At 41.8% G+C, this 24,051-nt stretch carries 20 protein-coding genes and 1 pseudogene; 7 read left to right on the top strand and 14 right to left on the bottom strand.

What is annotated here, in order from left to right; translation table 11 throughout:
- The first annotated feature begins 184 nt into the window (after positions 1 to 184).
- The 4 genes from HWQ42_RS21765 to HWQ42_RS21750 all read left to right on the top strand — a co-directional run bounded on the left by HWQ42_RS21765 (position 185) and on the right by HWQ42_RS21750 (position 4,982).
- Entirely contained in the window at positions 185 to 1,408 is a 1,224-nt protein-coding gene (locus HWQ42_RS21765) for a site-specific integrase (protein ID WP_292816120.1), read from the top strand.
- Complete coding sequence (locus tag HWQ42_RS21760; RefSeq protein WP_292816048.1) at positions 1,398 to 2,321, top strand: DUF6262 family protein; 924 nt, start codon at positions 1,398 to 1,400, stop codon at positions 2,319 to 2,321. The genes HWQ42_RS21765 and HWQ42_RS21760 overlap by 11 nt, the downstream gene beginning before the upstream one ends.
- A 417-nt stretch (positions 2,322 to 2,738) precedes the next feature.
- Complete coding sequence (locus HWQ42_RS21755; protein ID WP_292816046.1) at positions 2,739 to 3,722, top strand: hypothetical protein; 984 nt, start codon at positions 2,739 to 2,741, stop codon at positions 3,720 to 3,722.
- 291 nt (positions 3,723 to 4,013) lie between these two features.
- Positions 4,014 to 4,982 (top strand): hypothetical protein, encoded by a 969-nt coding sequence (locus HWQ42_RS21750; RefSeq protein ID WP_292816044.1) that lies wholly within the window; start codon positions 4,014 to 4,016, stop codon positions 4,980 to 4,982.
- A 259-nt stretch (positions 4,983 to 5,241) separates the two neighbouring features.
- On the opposite strand, the gene HWQ42_RS21745 is transcribed toward HWQ42_RS21750, so the two are convergent.
- The 3 genes from HWQ42_RS21745 to HWQ42_RS21735 all read right to left on the bottom strand — a co-directional run bounded on the left by HWQ42_RS21745 (position 5,242) and on the right by HWQ42_RS21735 (position 6,789).
- Complete coding sequence (locus HWQ42_RS21745) at positions 5,242 to 5,814, bottom strand: hypothetical protein (protein ID WP_292816042.1); 573 nt, start codon at positions 5,812 to 5,814, stop codon at positions 5,242 to 5,244.
- Complete coding sequence (locus HWQ42_RS21740; RefSeq protein WP_292816040.1) at positions 5,780 to 6,046, bottom strand: hypothetical protein; 267 nt, start codon at positions 6,044 to 6,046, stop codon at positions 5,780 to 5,782. The genes HWQ42_RS21745 and HWQ42_RS21740 overlap by 35 nt, the downstream gene beginning before the upstream one ends.
- Before the next feature lie 389 nt (positions 6,047 to 6,435).
- Positions 6,436 to 6,789 carry a hypothetical protein gene (locus HWQ42_RS21735; RefSeq protein WP_292816038.1) on the bottom strand — a complete coding sequence of 118 codons (354 nt, stop codon included), beginning with the start codon at positions 6,787 to 6,789 and terminating at the stop codon, positions 6,436 to 6,438.
- Between the two features lie 98 nt (positions 6,790 to 6,887).
- On the opposite strand from HWQ42_RS21735, the pseudogene HWQ42_RS21730 reads away from it, so the two are divergent.
- Positions 6,888 to 8,015: pseudogene (locus tag HWQ42_RS21730) on the top strand (TRAP transporter large permease subunit); the annotation flags it as partial.
- A gap of 76 nt (positions 8,016 to 8,091) precedes the next feature.
- On the opposite strand, the gene HWQ42_RS21725 reads toward HWQ42_RS21730, so the two are convergent.
- The 8 genes from HWQ42_RS21725 to HWQ42_RS21690 form a co-directional block, all read right to left on the bottom strand.
- Positions 8,092 to 8,445 (bottom strand): ATP-dependent Clp protease adaptor ClpS, encoded by a 354-nt coding sequence (locus HWQ42_RS21725; protein WP_292816037.1) that lies wholly within the window; start codon positions 8,443 to 8,445, stop codon positions 8,092 to 8,094.
- Positions 8,446 to 8,540: 95 nt separating this feature from the next.
- Complete coding sequence (locus HWQ42_RS21720; RefSeq protein WP_292816128.1) at positions 8,541 to 8,753, bottom strand: hypothetical protein; 213 nt, start codon at positions 8,751 to 8,753, stop codon at positions 8,541 to 8,543.
- 402 nt (positions 8,754 to 9,155) lie between these two features.
- Positions 9,156 to 10,262, bottom strand: a complete 1,107-nt coding sequence (locus tag HWQ42_RS21715; RefSeq protein WP_292816035.1) for a TRAP transporter substrate-binding protein — start codon at positions 10,260 to 10,262, stop codon at positions 9,156 to 9,158.
- Positions 10,263 to 10,427: 165 nt separating this feature from the next.
- The gene (locus HWQ42_RS21710; RefSeq protein ID WP_292816033.1) at positions 10,428 to 11,654 is read right to left on the bottom strand and encodes a pentapeptide repeat-containing protein; all 1,227 of its coding nucleotides are present in this window, start codon (positions 11,652 to 11,654) and stop codon (positions 10,428 to 10,430) included.
- Positions 11,655 to 12,441: 787 nt separating this feature from the next.
- The gene (locus tag HWQ42_RS21705; protein ID WP_292816031.1) at positions 12,442 to 14,409 is read right to left on the bottom strand and encodes a response regulator; all 1,968 of its coding nucleotides are present in this window, start codon (positions 14,407 to 14,409) and stop codon (positions 12,442 to 12,444) included.
- Entirely contained in the window at positions 14,409 to 14,885 is a 477-nt protein-coding gene (locus HWQ42_RS21700) for a response regulator (RefSeq protein WP_292737322.1), read from the bottom strand. The genes HWQ42_RS21705 and HWQ42_RS21700 overlap by 1 nt, the downstream gene beginning before the upstream one ends.
- Positions 14,882 to 18,016, bottom strand: coding sequence for a PAS domain S-box protein (locus HWQ42_RS21695; RefSeq protein WP_292816029.1), 3,135 nt, complete (start codon positions 18,014 to 18,016; stop codon positions 14,882 to 14,884). The genes HWQ42_RS21700 and HWQ42_RS21695 overlap by 4 nt, the downstream gene beginning before the upstream one ends.
- A 4-nt stretch (positions 18,017 to 18,020) precedes the next feature.
- Positions 18,021 to 18,260 carry a DNA-binding transcriptional regulator gene (locus tag HWQ42_RS21690; RefSeq protein ID WP_292816027.1) on the bottom strand — a complete coding sequence of 80 codons (240 nt, stop codon included), beginning with the start codon at positions 18,258 to 18,260 and terminating at the stop codon, positions 18,021 to 18,023.
- A 40-nt stretch (positions 18,261 to 18,300) separates the two neighbouring features.
- Between HWQ42_RS21690 and HWQ42_RS21685 the strand changes: the two genes are divergently transcribed.
- Positions 18,301 to 18,627 (top strand): hypothetical protein, encoded by a 327-nt coding sequence (locus tag HWQ42_RS21685; RefSeq protein WP_292816026.1) that lies wholly within the window; start codon positions 18,301 to 18,303, stop codon positions 18,625 to 18,627.
- A gap of 586 nt (positions 18,628 to 19,213) precedes the next feature.
- On the opposite strand, the gene HWQ42_RS21680 is transcribed toward HWQ42_RS21685, so the two are convergent.
- The 3 genes from HWQ42_RS21680 to HWQ42_RS21670 all read right to left on the bottom strand — a co-directional run bounded on the left by HWQ42_RS21680 (position 19,214) and on the right by HWQ42_RS21670 (position 22,399).
- Positions 19,214 to 19,489 carry a hypothetical protein gene (locus tag HWQ42_RS21680; protein ID WP_292816024.1) on the bottom strand — a complete coding sequence of 92 codons (276 nt, stop codon included), beginning with the start codon at positions 19,487 to 19,489 and terminating at the stop codon, positions 19,214 to 19,216.
- Positions 19,490 to 19,835: 346 nt separating this feature from the next.
- Positions 19,836 to 21,311 (bottom strand): pentapeptide repeat-containing protein, encoded by a 1,476-nt coding sequence (locus HWQ42_RS21675; RefSeq protein WP_292816022.1) that lies wholly within the window; start codon positions 21,309 to 21,311, stop codon positions 19,836 to 19,838.
- A 398-nt stretch (positions 21,312 to 21,709) separates the two neighbouring features.
- Complete coding sequence (locus HWQ42_RS21670; RefSeq protein WP_292816020.1) at positions 21,710 to 22,399, bottom strand: pentapeptide repeat-containing protein; 690 nt, start codon at positions 22,397 to 22,399, stop codon at positions 21,710 to 21,712.
- A 289-nt stretch (positions 22,400 to 22,688) separates the two neighbouring features.
- Between HWQ42_RS21670 and HWQ42_RS21665 the strand changes: the two genes are divergently transcribed.
- A complete protein-coding gene (locus HWQ42_RS21665; protein ID WP_292816018.1) occupies positions 22,689 to 23,900 on the top strand; it encodes an FAD-dependent oxidoreductase in 1,212 nt (403 codons plus the stop codon).
- The last annotated feature ends 151 nt before the right edge of the window (positions 23,901 to 24,051 follow it).

Below are 24,051 nucleotides of genomic sequence, written 5' to 3'. Positions count from 1 at the left end.
AGTAAGCGTTAATCCTAAATATGAGTATTCTAAAGATATTTGGGATTGTCGGGCATTGGGAGTTGAGAGTGGTGTAGGAAAATCCAGTTATAAACTAAATTTCGTTCCTATAAAACAAGACTGGTTGAAAGAAACAGCGAAAACTTATTTAAAAGTTTGCTTGAGTTCCATCACATTTGCTTCTGTGCAAGAAAAACTTTGCTCAATTAGAAGATTATCAAAGTTTTTTTCAGAAAATTACCCAGATATTACTCCAGAGAATATAAATCGCAATATCATCACCGAGTACACAATATATTTAGCAAGTCAAAAATTAGCATCAAGTAGCCGATATAAGTTTATGAGTGATGCAAAATTGTTTTTTGACTCTGCTTATCAATATCAATGGCTTGATGTCCGAAGGTATTTGGTTCGTCCTGAAGATTTTCCTAAGAGAGAAAAAAGACTCCCTCGCTACATTCCAGAAGAAGTAATGCAGCAACTTAATCAATATCTGGATGATTTGGCAGAGCCAATAATGCGAATGATATTAGTATTGCAAGAGTGTGGGATGCGAATTTCAGAATTAGTAAATCTTAGCTTTGATTGTTTATTGCAGGATAAATCTGGAGATTGGTTTTTAAAATATTACCAATTCAAGATGAAAAAGGAAATTACTATACCTATCTCAAGAGAGGTTGTAAGGGTCATTCAAGAACAACAGAGATACATTCGTAAGCATTTTACTCAGAAAGAATTTAACTATTTATTCTGTGCAAATGTAGGGGCAGTCAGACCTGATTTTATTCCATCCCCTCATGTAATGCTGCGGAAAACGTTACCCAATCATCTTAACCGTTTAGCTAAAAGAAGAAATATTTGCAGCAACTCTGGTAATCTATGGCATTTTCAAAACCACCAGTTTCGTCATACGGTGGGAACACGGATGATAAATAATGGTGTTCCTCAGCACATTGTTCAGAGATATTTGGGACATGAATCTCCTAACATGACCGCTGTTTATGCCCACATCCATGACCAGACAATGAAAGAAGAAATTGCCAAATTTCAAGGCAAAATCGTCAATATTTCAGGGCAGGTTGTCGAGGCAAACAATATAGAAGCAGATGTAACTGATTTGCAATGGTTTAAGCGAAGCATTCAAGCTCAGGCGCTACCCAATGGCTCCTGTGCTTTACCTACCATTTCTCAAGGATGCCCCCATGCTAATGCCTGTTTAACCTGCACTCATTTCCGAACAAATACAGAATATTTAGCAGAACACAGACAGCAGTTAGAACAGACCAACCAGATTATTCAAAAAGCGGAAGCAAATGGATGGGTGCGCCAAGTTGAGATGAACCAGAAGGTCAAAACTAATCTAGAGAACATCATTTCCGTGTTGGAGGTGGATGCAAATGACGGTTGAGCGCAATATTGATGGACTACGTGGCAATGCTCAAAGGAAACGCCAAGAGGCATTCGAGAAAGTTGAGCAAGGAATTCAGAAGCTCATTAAAGAGCAACGAGTTATAAACTTTAATACTGTTGCCAAGGCTTCTGGGCTGAGTAAGGCTTGGCTTTATAAAGAGCCTGAAATTAAAGCTCGAATAGAACATCTTAGGGAGAATAACTCACAAACCAAGGAAATACCAGCAAAGCAAAGAAGCTCAGATGCTTCCAAGGATGCAATCATCAAAACTCTTAAAGAAAGAATTAAAAGGGTTGAAGCTGAGAATAGGGGGTTACGTGACCAGCATGAAGCAATTTATGGGCGTATCCTTCAAGCTTCTGAAATAGAGCAGCGATTGGAGAGACTGGAAGCAGAAAATACTAGGCTAAAGAAAGAATTGGAGGAATGTCTTTCTCAGCCACCCAAAAATTCAGCATTAGAGAAGTCTAACGTTACACCCCTCCGTACAAAAGGGACGAAAGGGGAGATTAGCGACACTATTAGAGATGAGTTAGCTACCTTGGGTATTAAGCTTACTAGCACCCTTGCTTCTAAGATCCGAAATTCGACTCAGGAGATAGTCGAATCAGCGATAGAAGCACTGAAAGAGCAGCTACAACATCAGATAATCAGAAGTCCTGGAGCGTGGCTAGCTACTGCAATTGATGATGCATGGCAGCCGAATCAGCCCCTTGGGGAAGAAACTCATGTGGCGGACATATTTAGTCAGTGGTATATCTTGGCTAGGGAATTTGGGATTGTAATCGGCAGTCGTAAAGAAGATGATGGCTCTATCTGGGTTCAAGAAAACACTGGTCACTGGTTCCTGTTTGAGCAGTTTTCCTCAAAATGGACTATTGAGTATTTGCGTTCAAAAGTGATGAAGTAAATAAAATAACAACTCATGCTTTTAAAATACGCAACTTTACAGAAGCAGTGCTAACTGGGATAGAAGACCTAAAAGAACAATACAGCATCGGGCAGTAGAAAATCCTGGAAAATGGCTTTTCAAGTCTCTTTGAGAGATTGCTCTAAGAGAAACGAAAAGAAGACTTACTTGGAGACTTTTGTTGTTGCCAGATGACGAAGGCGCACAAAAAAGTGGAGTCGTGCATTCTTCTTGTCTTTTCTTGAGACTTATGGTAAAAATTAAGGGTAGAAGTGAAAACTTCTACCCTTAATTCAGGGTTGCCGCAAAATCTAATTTCCTAGACTACAAGTTTCGCACGCTTAAGCTAGGCATTAGATTTGCGGTCAACTTAATCACTCTCTCGTACACCTGATTGATTGCAGGTGCAGATTCTTTATGGATAATATTTTAAACGGTAAAGCCGTAAAAAGTCAACCCCTCGAAGTTGTCTCTTCATCTCAACTCAAATCAACTGAAGACGATTTACTCAGTAGATTCAGAGCTATTCTACTTAAAAGAGATAATAAAGATTTGTTGATGCTTGAATATATATTAAAAGTCAATATCAATCATCGACTAAGCGTTCGAGTAGAACATTTGATGGAATATATGAATATGTCAAATGCTTCTGTTTCTATGCGCTTAAAAAAAATGCGTGAGACAGGGAAAGACATGGAGTTTCCATTACTTGAAGCCTTTAAAGACGGCAATGCTTTTTGTTATTATTTTACTAGCTCAATTGATTTGGACAGAGCTTTAAGCTCAATAAATCGTATTATGTCAATGCGTAGAATCAATTATGAGAGCTATGCAGCAGATAACGGTATCCTTACTGATGTAAACGAAGAATTACAGGATAAAAAAGAATACGAATCTGAAGAGCAACTACTAGACGAAGAAGATGAAATAGTAGATGAGCTAGACGAAGAAGATGAAATAGTAGATGAGCTAGACGAAGAAGATGAGCTAGACGAAGAAGATGAAATAGTAGATGAGATAGACGAAGAAGATGAGCTAGACGAAGAAGATGAAATAGTAGATGAGCTAGATGAAGAAGATGAAATAGTAGATGATGGGATTAATGAAAATCAAGCTTTAGAAGAAATCAGCTTTGATGAATTGTCTACTCGAACAGTCACTATGGGTGAAGTATTAGAAATGATAGGCGAAGCATCTAATACTTTAATCGAAACAATTACAGAAAAACTAACGGAAGTATTCAATGAAAAAATTACACAGCTAAATGATAGAATTGTAGAGCTTGAAAAAAAAGTATCTTCATCTCAAACATCGATTAATAATGAAGAATCGAATGAAGAACTTTTAGCTAGAGCGCGTATGCTGATCAGGCAGAAAATACATTCCAAGAAAGCCAAATAGCTTGAGTTAACTCAAGGGATTTTAGTCAGTCCAAAACGCAATACATATTGTGAAGTTTTGTCCTAGTAAGACAAAGCGACAAGGTGTAACCTTGCCGCAAATACATTCATGGGCGGTGCAGGTAGCCAGACGAGCCTCCTAAACTCAGCGCTGAGGGCTTCGATGCCCTACCGTCCAAACAAAACAAGACATTTCTTCTTTTTCTCTTTAGGTATCCTTTGATCTGCACAGCATAAGCATTTGCAGATTAAGTCCCTGTACATAATTCTAGTACATGGAAGTTACCTCTAGATGAGTTTACTCACAAGATATGGTTTTCTGAAGGTATCTAAAGTGACCAAAAATAAAGATTTTTCCAGAGATTTACTCCGTCGTGTCGAAGATGATGGTGAATACTTTACAGTTAAATCCACGGGGCGTTCTGGTATGTCTCAGCGTGGACTAGCCCGTTTTGTAGGCAAACATCCTAGCTCAATTTGGGATTGGGTCAACAAAGTTCGGAAAGCTGACCCGTTGGGTAATCAACTACCAGAACCATTGAAACCTTTTGCTGGCATGACTTTGACCCTGTTGGGTTACACTGATCCACAAGGGCGCGATATCTTAGAAGATCGGTTTTGTTCTGCATTGGTTGAATATTTCGCTTGGTGGGCGCAGGATGCTGAAACTAATATTCAAGCTAAACGTGCATTTGGGTTAATCCGTGAACTTGGGATGCGACTTTTCATTCATCAGAAAACAGGTTGGAAATCTGTTTCTGATTCAGATGACTTTGAAAAGTTGCTTCAATCTAATGAGCAACGCTCAACAGCAAGAAATATACTTAAAGACGAACTTCGCCCAGAACTGATGGAAGCGGTCAAAGAATGGCAAATCAAAAACAGTGCTTCACGAAAAATTTACTCGCAAACTCATGATGCCTTGAACGAATGTATACAAGGTGTAAAATCTAGGCAAATTAAAGAGCAAAATGGTCTACCTAAAAGCGCTTTAATTCGTGACCACTATGATACCAGACCATTAATTCATTATGCAGCTATAAGTCGTTTTGCTGCTAATGTCGTTAAATGCGGCATTCATCCTGTTGAAGCTGTTAAACTTGCTTGTGGGTTTTATTTTCCGCCTGATTACACTCCAGAAGCTGTGCCGCTTATTGAAAACATCCATAGAGTTACTAAACTTCTGGAAGCCAAGAAAAAAGAGCGAGAATTAGGCTGTGGTATTGAAACTCCTTTGATAACATCGTCTCAAGAGAGTTAAACTCCTACTTGCTGATAACAAGTTAGTACCTAACTTCAAATATTTAACCAAGCCCAGGATAAAACTTTTTATCCAGAGCGGTGAGATATTGTCTCACCGCTTGGCAAATTCATGGGCGGCGCTTGGTGCCAGTCGTGCCTCCTAAGCTCTGTGCTGAGGGGTTCAAATCCCCTGCCGTCCACAAACTTGTACATCCATCCTAATACCCTAATACAACTTTTGTTGCTCACTTACAGCTATCAATATGTTTTCACTGAATCTAGTCCCACCCAAGCCCTAGTATAGGGTAGCCATCTACGTCATCCACGTAATTGGCTAATTCATCTTTGTTATCCCAGTACCATTCTTGTAATTCGGTTATAACCTTACCTAATGTTGGCCAATTATCGTAGCCAACCCAGGTGAGGTCTTGCCATTTTTGTTGATTAACACACCAGTTGAAGTTGTGCCTGTGATGATTATCTGGATGCCCTGAGTTAACAACAAAGTAGTCATCTAGATTGTCATATCTAAAAATATTACCAAACCCTTGGACTGATGCATTGTAGGAATACGAAAAGGTTTGGACTAGACGGTTATTACCAGAATTGTCTAAAATATCTAAAAACTTGTCTACTGTTATCAGTATTTTGCCTTGACAGCCTATTTGACCTTTGAGGCGAATTTGAGGGATAACTTCATCCGAAATATCATCAAAGCGTCGCCCAGCAGAAAATTCCAGAGTATGGTCGTTAATAAAAAGAGAATCACGAAACTGATCTATCACAGTTTCGTGAATTTGTTCATAAGCAGAAAAATTATTGGGGGCGTGAACGCCTATATTTGTTTTCAATTTGACCTCTAATCTTCAAAAGCGCTAGCCAGCTACAAATATCAGGAAAATTAGATGCTTCGCCTGTTTGTAAAGCTTGACGCATGTCATCTGAAGACATTTTATACCGAGATTCGTATGAACGGATCTCATCATTAAGTTCTTTAATCCAAGCTTCTATTTGTTCCGAGGTTGGGCTAACCGCAGCTTGAAGCAGGGCATCTACGCGCTCCCCCTTCTCCTGCTTAGACATTGAAGAGAATTCAGTCAACCTAATTGAGGTGTCCATTACTGCCATGCTGCTACCCGCCCTTAAAAAGCTAATCCATGCACTTTTTAATTCCAAGATACTCAATTTAGGGGACAAATTCAGCATCTTGTGAAATATTTTAAGAAAAATTGTTAAAGTTAGCGCCACCGATCAAGGCGAACAAAACAGCGTGTAACGCTCGTACAGGGACTTAGATGTATATTGTGGCAACCAAAAAGTGACTTTCCCTCCCCTAAAAAATTTTACAATCTTCACAATTTCACATCCCACAACCTGACATGGTGAAAAATCATTCATAATCGCCTAGTTAATTGGATACTTAAGTATCCAAACAAAAAGGGATGCTTCGCCAAAAGTGTGATTACACACAGCTAACCTTCTTTAACCTCTAACTGATAAATTCTCATAGAAGGATATTCTGCCATCAATCGCCAGCAGCAATGCTCTGGAGCCAATGATGGTCTATCGCCGCAACGATATAGAAACACTGGCTCATCCTTTAAAATTCCCATCAGCAAGACTTGTTTCCAGTCTTGGTCGCCTAAATCCCAAATCAAGTGCGACCTGCCAACATATCCTGCATTCAGCAGACTGGCAAGCAGCCACTCCATAATTTGTTGAATCTGTTCTACTTCTAGCCCACTATCCTTTTGACCGTAGCTTTCAATTTCAGGTTTGTTAGATTTTGGTTTTAGGAGTCCCAACAGCAAAGACGGAATTCTCAAAAAACTTTTCATAACGGTGAATGAACTTTACGTTGTAATCATATCCACAAAGTAAAGCTATTGTCCAGAATGGGTTGCAGGTTTTTAGCTATAGATAAACGTTATTAGCTATCCCTTACTTCATCTTCATGGGGGCAATGCTGGAGAAATCAGGGATAGCGGAGAGACTCTTAGAAACTATGGGGATTTTGTTGGGACGCTTGCGCGGCGGACTGGCTTTAGCTGTGATTTTGGTGGGGGCGCTGTTAGCAGCGACTACTGGTGTAGTGGCGGCGATGGGTTTGATTTCTCTGCCAATTATGCTCCGCTATGGTTACAGCAAAGAATTAGCTACTGGTGTGATAGCTGCATCAGGAACCTTGGGGCAAATTATCCCGCCGAGTGTAGTATTGGTAGTGCTGGGCGACCAATTGGGTGTATCGGTGGGCGATTTGTTCATCGGTTCAGTGATTCCCGGTTTGATGATGGCTAGTGCATTTGCCCTACACGTGCTGATTGTGGCATTTTTGAAGCCAGATTTAGCACCAGCTTTACCTGCTGAGGTCAGAGATATTGGTGGTAAAGCTTTGGGAAGGCGGGTAATTCAAGTGATGATACCGCCTTTGATCCTGATTTTGTTGGTGCTGGGGAGTATATTTTTTGGCATTGCTACGCCGACAGAAGCGGGTGCAGTGGGTTGTGGTGGTGCGATCGCACTGGCGGCTGCTAATCGTAAACTTACCTTAGAATCTCTGCGTCAAGTTTGTGATGCTACTTTGCGAATTACCAGCATGGTAGTTTTTATCCTATTTGGTTCCACAGCTTTTAGTTTAGTCTTTCGGGGATTAAATGGCGATCGCTTCATGTTCGATGTTCTCGCCACTCTTCCCGGCGGTAAAACTGGCTTTTTGGTTGTCAGCATGGCGGTAGTATTTATCCTCGGCTTTTTCATCGACTTTTTTGAGATTGCCTTTATTGTCGTGCCGTTGTTTGTACCAGTTGCCCAAAACTTAGGTATTGACTTGATTTGGTATGGTGTAGTTTTGGGAGCAAATTTGCAAACATCTTTCCTCACACCTCCCTTTGGCTTTGCGCTGTTTTACTTGCGGGGTGTCGCGCCGCCAGAAGTTACAACAAAAGATATTTATCGTGGTGTAATACCGTTTATTTTGTTGCAACTATTGGTGGTGGTGTTAATTATTATTTTCCCAGGAATTGTCAGTTTCTTACCTTCTTTGGGAAACTAGCGCTCTCCTAGAGTTAAAAGTTACCAAGATTCCTACACCTCTTGCCAGTTTCAAAAAGGATGGCTAGAACATTGAATCACAAGTTATTGGATACAATTTCTGTCAAAAAACATTGCAGCCCTGCTCTCTGAATTTCCGTCAAATGCTGCTCTGCTGAATTCCTATCACCTGTCCAGACTATCGCCATCCCTTCTTTATGAATTCTAAACATAAGATTAATTGCCTGTTTTTCCGATATCCCAATAACTCTTACTAGAGTATTTACAACTGTTTCCATCGAACTGATATCATCGTCAGTAAAGATAAGGGCATGTGTCTCAATTCCAGTGAAAATTTTTCTGGATAAAATTGGCTCATTCGTCTGCTGAACAAGACGAGTTAGTAGATAGATAATAATGATACAAAGGAAAACAGATATTAGTAGCGCCATATAAAATTTATTTTGTATCAAGCTTAACTATTTACATTAGCATTGCTCAGTTAGTACAGCAAATGCTTTGCGAAATTAGGCGGTAGTGCGTGACTTCACAAAGTATCGGGATCTAACGCTTTGGTTTTGCCTGCGCGATACTCAGCGACTGCCTCACCGGCCACTTTAGCAAGGAAATTTTGGGACTTCGCAAAGGTCTTATCCCATTGAACTCCATCTTCAAGTTCTTCTAGAATTATTAGAGCGATCGCTTTCATCTTCAGAAACCCAACATGAACAAAGATCAAGCGTTGGGTTTCGTTCCTCAACCCAACCTTGTATCTTAGAAATAGTAGTAGACCGTCCGAATCTGATATCAGGGGTAAAAGATTGACCACTAATGTGATCAGCAGAGCTTGTGAGAAATGCGGGAGTCGTTGATTGAATTGGGGCAATCGTTGATTGAATTCGGGCAGTCGTTAATTGAATTCGGGCAACCCCCAATAATTTACATAAAGCTATTCAATGTTTTTGTAATAAATAAATTAATCTATATTGAAGAATGCGGGTGTCAAGTAACCCTAATTCTGTATATCTTAGTGCTGTAGGGGTAAAATTGTTGGCAAAGATTTCTCTTTACTCTGTGGTCTCTGCGCCTCTGCGGTGAAATAAATTACTTTTGAACCGCAGAGGCGCAGAGAACGCAGAGAGAAAAGCAAAGGTTTTATAAGTTACCTGATGTTATTAGAAGTGACAAAATTGGCATAACTTAATTCGTTAACGCGATTCCAATTAAAAATCTGCTGGCGAAAGGCTTTCCACTGTTCGTAGACTTGTTTAAAAGCCGCATCTTTACTGGCATTTTCTTCACATAACTCAAAGGATATTTTTTGGGCTGCTTGTAGAATCTCCTGGCTATAAGGAACTAGCTTTGTACCACCAGCCAATAACCGCGTTAGCGCTTGTCCATTTAAGGAGTCGTATTGACTCAGCATATTCAAATTGGCTTCAAAACTCGCTGTCTTCAAAACCTGTTGATATTCTTTGGGTAGGCGATTCCAGGCGGTGAGATTAACTAACACATCCAAGGTTGGCCCTGGTTCCCACCAACCAGGATAATAGTAGAATTTCGCGGCTTTATTTAAACCGAGTTTTTCGTCATCGTAAGGGCCTACCCACTCAGCAGCATCAATGGCTCCCCTATCTAATGCTAAATAAACTTCGCCTCCAGGTAATACTTGCACGTTTACCCCTAAACGGGACATGACTTCGCCACCCAATCCGGGAATTCGCATTTTCAAACCTTTGAGGTCAGAAATAGACTTGATTTCTTTTTTGAACCATCCCCCCATCTGTGCCCCAGTACTGCCAGCAGGGAAACTAATCACGTTAAAGTTGGTATAAATTTTGTGTATGGCTTCTAATCCACCACCGTTATAAAGCCAAGAATTCTGCTGTTGAGCATTTAAACCGAAAGGTACGGAGGTGGCAAAGGCTAATGCTGAATTTTTGCCGATGTAATAGTAACTAGATGTGTGTCCACATTCAACAGTCCCGGCTTGCACTGCATCGAGTACTTGCAATCCCGGTACTAACTCTCCAGCGGCAAAGGGCGTAATCTGGAAACGTCCATTGGTCATTTCTTCAACTCGCCGGGAAACTGTTTGAGCGCCGATAAAAGTACCTAAAGATTTGGGCCAGCTAGTTGCCATCCGCCAACGAATATTCGGCAATCCTGCTTGTACACTAGGGGATTTACCAGCTTGGCTACAGGAAACTAGAGTAGCAGCAGTTGCAGTGGCGATCGCAGCTGTGTTAAAAACCTCTCGGCGTTTCATAATTGTTCGTGATTTAAATTGCGGAAAATTTAGACTGATAGAGAATATTTATCAGGTTTTTGGCAATTTTTTAGCTTTAAGTACTAAATTAAACACGATAGGGACGCATAGCTATGCGTCCCTATCGTGTAATCCAGTTTTAGATGCTGAAACTTTCGCTTATTATTACCACCAATGTTGAGGTATTTTCAGGTTTTCCGGTAGGATTGTTGTGCGATCGCCAATAGCCTGTTCAATCTGGTATGATTCTACATTTTCTGAGCCATTCAAGTTAGCTCCACAGAGGTTAGCTTCTTGGAAATTAGCTTCTTGGAGGTTAGCTGTACTCAGTAATGCACTTTCTAGATTAGCACCAGCAAGTTTTGCTCTTTGCAAGTTACTACCAATCAGGTTTGTATCTTGGAGATTGCTACCCTCGAAGTTGACTTCTTCTAAATTGGCATCACAAAGGATTGCTCCTTCCAAGTTGGCATCACAAAGGATTGCTCCTTCCAAGTTGGCATCACAAAGAACTGTCCCTTCCAAGTTGGCATCATAAAGGATGGCTTGGGAAAGGTTCGCTTTTCTAAGAACTGCGCCTTGGAGATTGGCTTCTGGGAGGATTGCTTTTTGCAGGTTGGCTTCATAGAAGATTGAGCCACAAAGACAGGTAACAGATAAGTCTGCTTCAGAGAGGTTGACTCTGGTAAAATTGACCCATTGCAAGTTTGCCCCGACAAAAATTGCTCTAGAAAAGTTAGCTTCGGTTAAGTCTGCATTACTGAGGTCTGTATTGCGTAAATCGAGTTTTTGATTGACTTGATCTTTATATGAGTCACGTCTGCCAATAACAGTTAAGGCTGTTTGAATATCTGTAGGAAGTTTTGATAATTGTAGTGACTCATCTTCATATTCCCTATTCACCGGGGCATTCTCGCGGATAAAAGCAGCGAGGATTTCCATGATCGTCCAATGATCTTTCGGAGAATCTTTGGCAATTCGTTCTAAAGCATAAATGGCGGCAAATCGCGTTTCAATCTTTTCATTTCCTAATTGTTCAATCGCTTTAGAAAAGCGTTCGGAAACAATTTTTTGGGGAGTTAATTGTGTCTGATTGATACAATTTCCGGTATTGTTATTCCAAGCTAGTGTTCCAGCTAAGAGTTGCGTTAACAAGCTGTGGTTCTCATCCAGAGAGAGTCTGGAGGTGTAGTAACCATTAATAATTAATGCCAATCCTCCAATAATTATGGCAATCGTTGTTAAGGCTTGCGTGATGTATTCAATTTTTTCTTGATTTGAAAATCCTTGAATATTTTCAAAAAATAAAATAATTAAAGTGAATGATAAAATAAATATAACTGAGACAAATGCCAACAAAGTGGTGAGTCCATTGGTCTTTATGAAAGACATGTCATAAGTCTTCATATCCGACTCCTTACGGAAGTAAATCTAGGTTGATTCTAAGAGTATCCGTAAGGTTATGATAGAGTACAAACACGGATAAAATTTGCGAACCATTAAATCTACTATATAAAAATTATCTATATAACAGTCCTGAATCATTCGCAATCGACAAGATTATCGACTTTTTAGAAAAGTCAACTTAAGCCTTAGCAAATGGAATGAGACTGTTGGCGAATTCTTGATGGGTTTGACCCCTCACCCCTAAAACATTGGTTTGGCGTTCCTTTCCCGCCCTGAAATAAATTTCGGGCTAATAGCTCAAGTCCGTTGAAACGGACTCCAATCAGGGAAATCAAGAGCAATAGATAATGATGGGTTAGGCCCCCTATGAATTCGCCAGCAGAGTCATGGAATTCGCAGCTACACAGGCACAGTCCGCCTCCTCGGACTAAGGTCAAATCAAAGCTTTGAAACCCACGGAGGTGGGTTTTGTTTGTGTAGACGCGGTTTCTAACCGCCCATTTCGCGTTAAGTTGACACCAATGAAGCCCTTGCGCCCCTAAGCGTGGTCTATTTATCTGAAAATAACTGTAAGGCAAGATACGGCGATTTATCGCGTCTTTGCGATCTCGAATTTTCATCAAAAAACCTTAACCGAACCGTATTGACACAACATTTTCTGCATTACCCGGAGTATTCCAAGCAATTAAAAAGGCCATATTACTTGTGAAGAATAGTTCAAAATCTATAACGTTAATCAGCTTTATCTAATTACTCAGGTTGATAATAAACCCTAAGTAGATTGGACTAAGTTAGAAATCGCTATGAGCAATTCCTCTGGTGCTACAGGTTTAACGATGTGCTGTTGAAACCCTGCCCTTAGTGCGTATTGCTGATTGATTTCGCCTGCATAAGCAGTCAGAGCGATCGCAGGCATCTTTTTTCCCCCAATTTTTGCTTCCAGAGTCCGCACCTGTTGCATCAGCATATAGCCGTTCATCTCTGGCATCCCAATATCGCTAAGTAAGATATCTGGCTTTGACTCGGTTAGTGCTTGTAATGCTTCATATCCTGATGCTACTGCGGTGACGATCGCACCAAACTGTTCCAGCACAAAGCTGAAAAAGTCGCGGGTATCATCATTGTCATCCACAACCAGCACTTGTAAACCCATGAGGGGAGAGGAGGGAAAAACGGCAGTTGAGGAATCAGTATTTGTGTCATCGTTGATTGTTGCATTGTCTTTGATGAGCGGCAACCTCACTGTGAAAATCGCTCCTTGCTCCTCGCCTGGACTTTCCGCCCAAACTGTTCCCCCGTGCATCTCAATCAAGTGACGAGCGATCGCTAAACCTAACCCTAATCCACCAAACCTTCTAGTTGTTGTACTGTCACCCTGACGGAAATAATCAAATACATGAGGTAGAAAATTCGGGTTAATGCCTTTACCTGTATCGCTGATGCTAATCTGCGCCTGAGCATCGATGCACTCCAATTGCACACTTACTTTTCCCTCAGTCTCAGTAAACTTGACGGCATTCGATAGAAGGTTCCAGAAAACTTGCTGTAAGCGGGCTGGATCGCCCAGAACTTTCCCCACGCTGGGATCGAGCATCATCTCAATCTGAATAGTTTTAGCCTCTGCTGCCAAATGCACTGTTTCTATTGCGGCTTCAATGGTGGATACCAGATCGACTGGGATCGTGTTGAGGCTGAGTTTGCCTTGGAGGATGCGAGAAACATCTAGTAAGTCTTCAATGAGTTGAGCTTGTAATTTGGCATTGCGCTCAATAGTTTTCAGGGCTTTGTTGAGCGATGCCTCATCAAATTTCCGGCTCTGCAACAGTTTTGCCCAACCGAGAATCGGATTCAAGGGCGATCGCAATTCGTGGGAAAGTACCGCCAAAAACTCATCTTTGATGCGATTAGCAGCTTCAGCTTCCGCCCTGGCTGTTTGCTCAAGTTGCAAAAGGCGATCGCGTTCTGATTCGGTGCGTTTGCGATCGGTGATATCAGTTAACATGGCGATCGCACCTAAGCACTCACCCTGTTCATTCAAAATCGCTTTTGCAGAAATCAGTGTCCAGATGTACAAACCATCCTGGCAGCGCAATCGCCCTTCTTTAAGATCGCTCCCTTCTCCTTTGAACCACTCCAGTTTCTCTCGATCTGCAATATCATCACCCAGATCCATAAAATCAAATATAGAACGACCGATTATTTCTTCTACCGGATAACCCAACATCTGAGATATTCGCTGATTCACAAACTCTGTTCGGGTTTGGGAGTCAATCATCCAGATTCCCTCATAAGAAGTATCAACAATTCGGCGATACTTGGCTTCACTCTTTTGTAAAGACTCCTCTGCTTGCTTGCGCTTACGCCGCTCCTTAGCTTCCCGCAATGCGCGTTGCACTGAGGGAACTAACCGCCCTAGTCGTTGCTTTAATACATAATCGGTTGCACCGTTCTTCAAAGCTTCAATCGCTAATTCTTCACCCAGTACGGCAGAGACAAAGATAAAAGGAACCTCTGGAGTGCGATTTCGGGCAATTTCTAAGGCAGAAATTCCATCAAAAGACGGTAGGGCATAATCGGCAAGAATTAAATCGAAAGCCTCTGTTTCCAAAGCAGCTAGGAAATCAGCACCGGTTTCGACTCGGATCAGTTCGCAATTAATTCCTCCTTCAGTTAGTATTGCTTGGGCTAGCTCTACATCTAACAGGCTATCTTCCAAAAGAAGGAAACGCAGGACATTCATCAGTTGCTCTCCTTTTGAGGATGAGGTGCGGGAGGTAAAGCACCAACGGGAGGCTGATTGATCACTGCCCAAAATAGGCCGACACCTTTAATAGAATCGACAAAATCATGGTAATCTACTGGCTTCACAACATAAGCATTCACCCCTAACTCATAGCAGCGAACTAAATCCGGTTCCTCGCGTGAAGAAGTCAGTACCACTACTGGAATTACTCGCATTACGGGGTCAGATTTGAGTTGTACCAACACTTCTAGCCCATCGATTTTAGGCAGTTTCAAATCGAGTAGAACTACAACAGGATACCCTTCCATTCGTAACCGGAACAACCCCCGACGATAAAGATAATCTAGTGCTTCTTCGCCATCACGTACCACCACTACTTCATTAGCGAGATGGTTTTCTGACAAAGCGGCTAGGATTAACTCTGCATCGTTGGCACTGTCTTCAATTAGCAGAATTCGCTTCAGTTCTTTCATTCACTCTCCTTCTTGGACAATTTAGGCAGCGAGAAATAAAAGGTGGCGCCACTGTCAACTACAGCCTCTGCCCAAACTCGACCATTATGCCGATGAATAATGCGTTGCACGTTTGCCAATCCAACACCAGTGCCTTCAAATTGTGGGTCGCTATGCAGGCGTTGAAATACTCCGAATAGCTTGTGGACATATTGCATATTAAAGCCTACGCCGTTATCTTGTACAAAAAAGACAACTTCGTTTTCATTGTCAATACTGCCAACAGTAATTTCTGCTGGGTTTCGAGTCTGGGTATATTTTACGGCATTGCCTATCAGGTTGCGAAGCACCAGCCGTAGCATAGAGGGATCGCCCTGCACTTCTGGCAGTGACTCAATGTGCCAATGGATTCTGCGTCCTGGGGTTTCTGCGAGCGAGTCGCGTTTTACTTCTTGTACCAATTCCTCCATATTGAGATTGATGTAGCGCATTTCGGTGCGCCCCATGCGAGAAAATGTCAGCAACTCATCAATTAATATCCCTGCTTGTTTGGCAGTTTCGGCAATTATTTTTAAATAGCGCTGACTTTTTTGATCTAAGCTTGTTGAGCTATGGCGTTTCTGAAGCAATTCTACAAATCCGGCGATGTGGCGCAGCGGTGCCCGCAAGTCGTGAGAGACTGAGTAAGAGAAGGATTCGAGTTCTTTATTGGCGGCTTCGAGTTGGGCAGTGCGCTCTTGAATTCGTTGCTCTAGCATTTCATTGAGTTGTTGCAAGGCGGCTTCGGCAACCTTGCGATCGTGAATGTCGCTGGCGATGCCCACCCACTTGATAATCTGTCCAGCTGCATCTCGAAATGGTAAACCCCGGACAATATGCCAACGATAGCTACCATCAGAAACTTGACGAAAGCGAATTTCTACTTCGTAGTTGGTCGCGTTAGCAATAGCCTGCATCGAAGTTTTTAAGACGCGATCGCGATCATCGGGGTGAATGGCATAAATCCAGCCATAGCCAGTGGTCTGCTCCATTGTCAGTCCGGTGTAGTCTAACCAGTGTTGATTGCAATAGGTAATACCACCATCGCTATTGCCCATCCAAATGGCCTGTGGCGAGACTTCCGTTAAAATTCGGTATCGCTCCTCGCTGTCACGTAGCGCTTCTTCTACCAACTTGCGATCGTGGATATCAACACAAGAGCCGATATAGCCGAGAAACTCCCCCGTTGGTGCAAAACGAGGCACACCAGTATCAAAAACCCAACGGTATTCGCCATCACAGTGTCTGAGGCGATATTCCATTTTAAATTTTTGTCGGGCATCAAAGGCATTGGTGTATGTGTCTAAGCAACGCTGAAAATCATCAGGATGAACACCTTCAGTCCACCCATAGCCCATCTCTTCGTCCAGAGTCCGCCCAGTAAAATCTAGCCAGGGTTTATTAAAGTAGTTACAAAGTTTGTCAGTGCCGGACATCCAAATCAGTACGGGAGCAATGTCTGCCATGTGGCGAAAGCGTAATTCACTTTCGCGCAACGCCGCTTCTGCCTGATCGCGATCGCGTAGCGCAGCTTGCTGTTCGCTAATATCGGTGACTAACGCTACATACCCTTCAACGATTCCCTGTTTATTAAACTGGGGAGCGTAAATAGCATTAATGTAACGTGTCCCACCATCTTTATAAGGAACTTCACTTTCAAAAGTAACCTGCACTCCTGCTAGTACTTGTTCCACATAAGGACGAAGCACTTCATAAGCGGGTTCACCCAAAACTTCCCAAAGATGCTTCCCATAAACTTCTACCGTCGAATGCCCAAACCAATCTTGATAGGCTCGATTGTTGAAGCGGTAGCGTTGTTCTGAATCTACAAAGGTAATCAGAACTGGCAGCGTATCTGTAATTAAACGAAGTTCTGTTTCTCGTTGCCGCAGTGCTTCTTCCATGAGCTTACGGTTGGTGATATCGCACCAGCAATCTATTGCACCGATAATTTGATCTTGGGAATCTCGAATTGGCACTACATTAGCGATCGCTGTAATTGTAGTGCCATCTGGACGTTCAATGATGCATTCTTCATCGCGGATCGTTTCACCATAGCGCGTAGCTCGGTATAAAGGTAGTTGCTCTAAAGTGAGGGGCGTGACACCATCAGCCAAGAACAGGCTGTAGAGCTGAACATAAGATTCAGAAGACATACCCACGAGAGATTCATTCGGTCTGCCCAAAAGTTTTTGCGCGAGTTTGCTGTTAGCGATAATTGGGAAATCAGGGGGGCCACCAGCGATCGTAATTCCCTCTGGGACGTGTTCTAGGAGCATTTGCAAAATGCTCTGGGCTTCTTCTGCTTGGCGGGAGCGATACTGGGCTTCTGCTTGGGCTTGCTTGCGTTCGCTTAAGTCAAGAACAAAACCAATGATTGTCCGATCTCCCTGTTTAGCAAAGCCGAGTAGAACGGGAACTAGAGAGCCGTCTTTGCGGATGTATTCCTGCTCAAAGGGCTTACAACTCCCAGTAATTGTCAGTTCTTGAATTGATAGCTCACTCACCTCAATATATTCGAGTGGAACGATCTCGCCCCAGCGAATTCGACCAGAGCGCAAATCCTCGCGTGTATAATTGAGCATTTTGAGAAAGGCATCATTGGCTTCAATGATTAAGCCATTGAGATCGGCCACAATCACCCCAATAATACTAGACTCTGTTAAGCGACCAAACCGTGCTTCGCTTTCGTGTAGTGACTTCAGGTTCGCCTCAGCTTGCTGTTGGGCTGTGCGGCGTGATTCGTTAAGCCAGCTGATTAACCCTGCTGTCAGCATGAATACTAACAAGGGAACTACAATATTCGGATTTGTAATGTTCTGCGGATGGAGTGGTTTAAAAAAGAAGTAATTGACCGTAAAAGTAGACAAAAGGGTTGCAACTAATCCTGGCCCTAAACCACCGTACCAGGCACTCACCATCACCGCAGCAAAAAACAGCGCCCCAGGCGTTGGAATAAGATATGGATTGAGTAGCAGAGTTGTCCACAGTGCTAAGGCAACGGATAGCAAAGCAACACTATAGTGCAGCAGTTTCTCTCGGATGAATGTGCTTTTGTCTCTACCACCAGCAAAGATGTTTTGGGGTTCAGATGCCTTCGCCTGACGACTCATAACCCTACTTTGCTTCTGGAAAATACTGATTTAGCAGTCTTTTGCCGGGTTCACCCATTTTCGGTAACGTTTCTTCTACTAGTTTTAGCGCTATGTATGAAGGGACTGTATGACCTTTCTGCCAACGGTTGACTGTTTTGCAGGAAACTCCTACTTTAGCAGCAAACTGTTTTTGAGAAAGATTGATTTGCTGACGAAGTGCCCGAATTAAATCTAAAATTTTTAGCCGTTTTGTTACAGACATCTCTGTATTTTATCCCGATAGGATAATTAGCGTAGGACAGATGTCTTATTCATTGTCTCTTACTTGGGAAATATTTTCTCTGTTTCCGTCTCGAAGTGAACCGTTTGAGTTCAAAGCTTCGGCGATGAAGCTAAAAGGTTCGACGATGATGCTCAGAGGTTCGACAGTGAAGCTAAAAGGTTCAACGGTGATGCTCAGAGGTTCAACGATGAAGCTAAAAGGTTCAACGATGATGCTCAGAGGTTCGACGGTGAAGCTAAAAGGTTCGACGGTGAAGCTAAAAGGTTCAACGATGATGCTCAGAGGTTCAACGGTGAAGCTAAAAGATTCAACGATGATGCTCAGAGGTTCAAGTTTCAGTATCTAAGGGTGAAACTTGAGCTTTCTAATGTTCGGGTAGTTGAAGATTTTCCGGTAGGAGGATGTTTTAAAAGTCCTCTTCTCGGTAACAAAAAGTTTTAGATCCCCCTAAATTCCCCGATAAATTGGGGGACTTTAATTCCAGTTCCCCCCTTTTTAATGGGGGTTAGGGGGGATCAATAAGTTCCTAAAATCACAGCCAACCACTTTTCAAACAACTTCTAAGGATGAGTTTAATTTGATCTACTAATTTTTAATTGCGATTGTGAGTTCTATCGTGGGTAGGCATTGTTCAAGATGCTAAAAATTCACTGAGGATAACAACAGGTAAACCAGGAACATTACGAAAGCCTTTATCGTTAGTAATAAATTGGTTAGAATTAACAGATAAAGCTGTTGTAGCATGAATAGCATATTACGCAATGGAACAACTAAAACCTCCATTAATATTAGTTCACTGTTGATGATTTGAATGTCTCCTGTATAAAACTTAGACCAGAGTTGTTGCAGAATAGAGTAATAATCAGGGTTGCCTTCAATAGTATAAATAGCCACCGAAGTATCTATATAAATAGAGCCGCTTGTTGGAAGTATTAGCTGTCCCATGATAAGCGTTCTTCTTGTAGTTGTCTGTCTATATCCTCAGCAGATCTAGAAGGGTGTCTCCTACGGCTTTCTTCTATAATGTCCAGTACAGAACGATGTTTGGGTTCAGTTTTTTCTGGTAAAATCACAAATACATCAACGCTATCGCCTATTTCAGCTTCTGGAATTTCAATTTCTATTTTGTTTCCGGGTAAAACCTTGGTTGTGATACGTAAAGCTGATTGCATGGTTTTTCCCTCAAAATTTATTAATACTGTAGGCAAGATTGTTCTCTTCTATATTCTCCTACAACCTTTAGAGGGCGGTAGTACTCTCATCTATTTCTTGTTTTTCGTTAAATGATTGAAGAAGAATTCAGAAGTCAGAATGGGCTACGCCCCGCTGCGCTAACAGGAGTCAGAATCAATATGCTTCTACGATACGCTATGCGTAGCTTGCTAATAAATAAAATTAGAACTATAAACAAATTTCTCGGTGTGTCTGTCTTGTTATCAGACATAGGTTTCATTTTGTTCATCTCCAGAATTGTTACGGAGAATTTTTGGAAAAACTATAGCACTAAGTGAAAACGGTAGAATACGCCCAAATAACTAATGATGCTGTGATAACTTAACCCAATTGCCGCCAATGTGCCGGTGCTTCGATATAATCAGGTAGGCGAGTGGTGCGATCGCCAAGTGCCTCTCTAATCTGCTGCAACTCTAAGTTTTTCGCTCCTGTCAAAATAGTCCCTTCCAGTTTGACATCACTGAGATTAGCTTCTGAAAAGTTAGCTCCCATGAGGTTTGCCTGAGTTAGGTTAGCTTGATAAAAGGTTGCCCTATAGAGGTTTGCTCCAATCAGATTAGCCTGATACAGGTCAGCTTCCGTTAAGCTGGCTTCCGAAAGGTTGGCAAAATATACTTCTGTTTGGTGAAGTTTGGCTGCATTCAAATTAGCTCCAGAAAGGTTAGCTCCATTTAAGTTAGCCCCACAGAGATTAGCACCAATCAAACCCGTTTGGCGCAGGTTGGCTTTACCCAATTTTGCTCCTTGCAAATTAGCTAAAAACAACTTTGCTCCAGAGAGGTTAGCCATTTTTAAGGTCGCTTGTTGCAAGTTAACCTTATAAAGGTTCGCCCCCTGTAAATTAGCTGCACGCAGACTTGCACCAGAGAGGTTGGCTGAACGCAGGTTGGCTCCAGAGAGGTTAGTACGATTCAGGTTAGCCCAACAAAGGTTAGCTCCATATAAACTAGCTTTGAGTAATTTGGTTTCATAGAGAATAGACCTAATGAGTTTAGCGCCACTAAGGTCACATCCACTCAAGTCAGCCCCACGCAGGTCAGCCCCACTCAAGTCAGCCCCACGCAGGTCTGCTTGTTGCAAGTTAGTTTTTAGCAGGTCGGCTTGTCTAATGTCGGTATTACGTAAATCAAGTTTCTGATCTTTTGGGTCTTCGAGTAAATTACGCCTACCAATAACAGTCAGGGCTGCTTGAATATCGGTGCGTATTTTTGGGAATTCTTCATGGAGATTTGGCTCTACCTGCGGTGTCGAACGCGACCCACCTCTACGCCGACTTGAGTAAACTGCTCCTTGATATTCCGAGTTTTGTTGCTCCCCTTTTACGTGCTGGATGGGTGCATTCTCTCGCACAAAGGCAGTGAGAATTTCCATAATTGTCCAGTGTTCTTGAGGAAAATCCTGAGCTACCCTTTCTAGAGCGTAAATTGCGCCTGTCCGGGTTTCAACCTTTTCATGTCCAAGCTGGGCAATTGCGCCCATAAAGCGCTCCGCAATCAATCTGTCTTGATTGAGTTTGGCATTTTGCAGGCCAATTTCTAAGTTTTTCTCAGATGCGATCGCACTCTTCTGCATCGCTTGGGCACGCCTTGCTGCATAATAAGTATTAAACATTGCTGCCGATGCAAGAAAAACTATTGCAGTAGTTGTTAAAGCTTGGTTTCTATACTGGATTTTTTCTTGAATTGACAACTCTTTAATATTGGACAAGGCGAAGAAAATTACAGTCAACGAGCAGCCAAATATAGCTGTTAAAGTTATCAACCAATTCAAAAGAACGTCTGTCTTTTTAGAAGACATGGTAAAAATTTTCCTTACAACCTAGAATTATTACTTAGATGTTGCGGAAAAATAGTATAGCATTTAGCAGAAAATTATAATAGGTGTCAAAACACTCATTGAATTAAGGAATTATATCGAATATACTTTTACATCACGATATCAATAAACGCTTGCGCTACAAGAATTATAAATTACACTGACAGTAGGAGAGTAGGGAAAAAATTGTCATTTACTTGCACTTTACCCCTTAATCCCATCCCTTTAATAAGGGTAGTACCGCAAAGCGAAAGTCAAAAGTCAAAAGTCAAAAGAATTGTATTCCAAGCTCTTGCGCCGTGCTTTACTAGGAGAGACAAAGTGTGGTTTTGCTGGGGTGGAGTTTTTCGGGTTGAATAAACAATCAAGCGGATATGATATTACTCAGAGAATTTGGTTTCTCTGAGGTTTGCGCCATCAAGTATGGCGTTATTGAGAATTGCCCCATGCAAGCTAGCTAGATATAAACTGGCGCGATGCAGGTTAGCTCCAGAAAGGTTAGCTTTCTCTAGGTTGGCTGCACTGAGGATTGCTCCTTCTAAGTTCGCTAAATATAAATTAGCTCCTTCTAGGTTAGCTGCGCTAAGTATTGCCCCCGCTAGATTAGCTTGATAGAGATTGGCCCCAGCTAGATTAGCTTGATAAAGATTTGTCTGTTGTAGATTTGCCCCTTTCAAGTTTGCTCCTCTCATATCTGTGAAACTCAAATCAAGTTGCTCATTTGCTGGGTCTTTATTTGCATCTCTTCTGGCGATAACAGTCAGGGCGGCTTGAATATCTATACGAATTTTTGTTGACAGCTTGCTTGTTACTTTCTCCTGGGGCAGAAAAGGAGCATTTTTTCGTACAAAAGTAGTAAGAATCTCTATGATTATCCAGTGGTACTGTGGATGACTATGGGCAATTTGCTCTAAATCATTAATTACAGCTAAACTAATTTCTCTAGTGTTATTTTCAAGCTGTTCGCTTGCTATTCTTAAGCGTCGTCTTAGCAACTGATGCTGAGTTTGTTTAATTTCTCTCTGTAAAAGAGGTATCCGCAGAAATGTTTTTGATAAAATATTTTTCATAGGATGACGAGGACTAATAATTAATGAAAATAAATTTAAACAGTCGCTTCTTCTTGAAGGATTTATTTGCGTCTGCTATTGTTTCATATATAGTTAACATTGGAAATCCTAATTTAACTAACAAAACAAAAAGTAGAACTGTTGAGTAAGTAAATATAATCATACATACTCTTTCCATTCCCAATCATCAGTTGTATTCACTAGTGTTTAGTCTTCACTGACAACTAACTATCATCATGATAATTTTGATTTATTTATAATCAGTTATCAACTAAAGCCGAGTATTAAAATGCAGCAAAAAATACAACCAATAGTTAAAAAGCTGGTATTAATTGGTGGCGGTCACAGCCATGCTATTGTTATGAAAATGTTCGGCATGAAACCGTTAACGGGAGTAAATTTGACACTGATTACCACAGCATCAGAGACAGCCTACTCTGGGATGTTACCAGGACATATTGCCGGATTGTACAGCCACAGTGAATGTCATATTGATTTGCGACCCTTGGCGAACTTTGCTCAAGCACAATTGTATATTGACACAGTAGTTGCCCTTGACTTGAAAAATAACAAAGTTCTTTGTGCTAATGGACTTGCGGTAGATTTTGATGTGCTGTCTATTGATATTGGCAGCACTCCGGCCATACTGTCTGTATCAGGTGCGGCAGAATATGCGATCGCAGCAAAACCAGTATCGCAGCTATTAGAGCATTGGCATCAACTAGTTGCAGGCGTAGGTAAAAATCCTCAAGAACCAATTAGCATTGCGATCGTCGGTGGAGGTGCTGGCGGTGTAGAATTAGCGCTGTCAATGCAATCTTATTTACATAAGATTTTACATCAAACTCAACAACCTATTCAAAACCTGGAAATTCATTTATTTCACCGTGGACATGAACTGATGCCCAATTATCATCAATCAGTACGGCATCAACTTCAGCAAATTTTAACTAAGCGAGGTATTAAGTTACATCTTGGGGAAACTGTGTGTAAAATTGCACCTACAACCCACAAGGAAACTAAAGAAGTATTTGAAATTAAATGTGAATCTGGGTTGACGGTAGAGTGCAATAAAATTTTTTGGGTAACACAAGCATCAGCGCCCGAATGGTTAAAAAATGCTGGACTAGGAACTGATGAGCAAGGTTTTATTTTGGTAGAAGACACATTACAATCTCAAACACACCCACAGATATTTGCTGCTGGTGACATTGCCACAATGGTAAATCATCCACGTCCAAAAGCTGGGGTATTTGCTGTTAGACAAGGCAAACCTTTATTTGAGAATTTGCAGCAAATTTTATTAGGCAAGCCGCTTAAATCTTATAAACCACAGAAACAATATTTAAGTTTAATTGGTACAGGAGATGGACGAGCAATGTCTGCGACGGGCAACGCCTACGCAACCAGAGTAATTTTTACTTTACCACCCCACAAACTCTTGTGGCGTTACAAAGATTGGATTGACCGCCGCTTTATGGAACGCTTTCGCTTTGAATAATATCATGTCTGGATAATTTAGTTGCGATTCCCACAGTCATTGCACCCCACACGCCAGTCGCTCATGGGGGAAACCCCCAAGACCGCGCTGGTGGCTCCCCTTAATCCCCTCCCCGCAGGCCGTACACAAGTTGAATTACCCCCTTAATCCC

The organism is Nostoc sp. JL23 (assembly GCF_017115065.1).
Classification (GTDB): Bacteria; Cyanobacteriota; Cyanobacteriia; order Cyanobacteriales; family Nostocaceae; genus Nostoc; species Nostoc punctiforme_A.
This window is presented reverse-complemented; position numbering and strand designations above follow the sequence as displayed.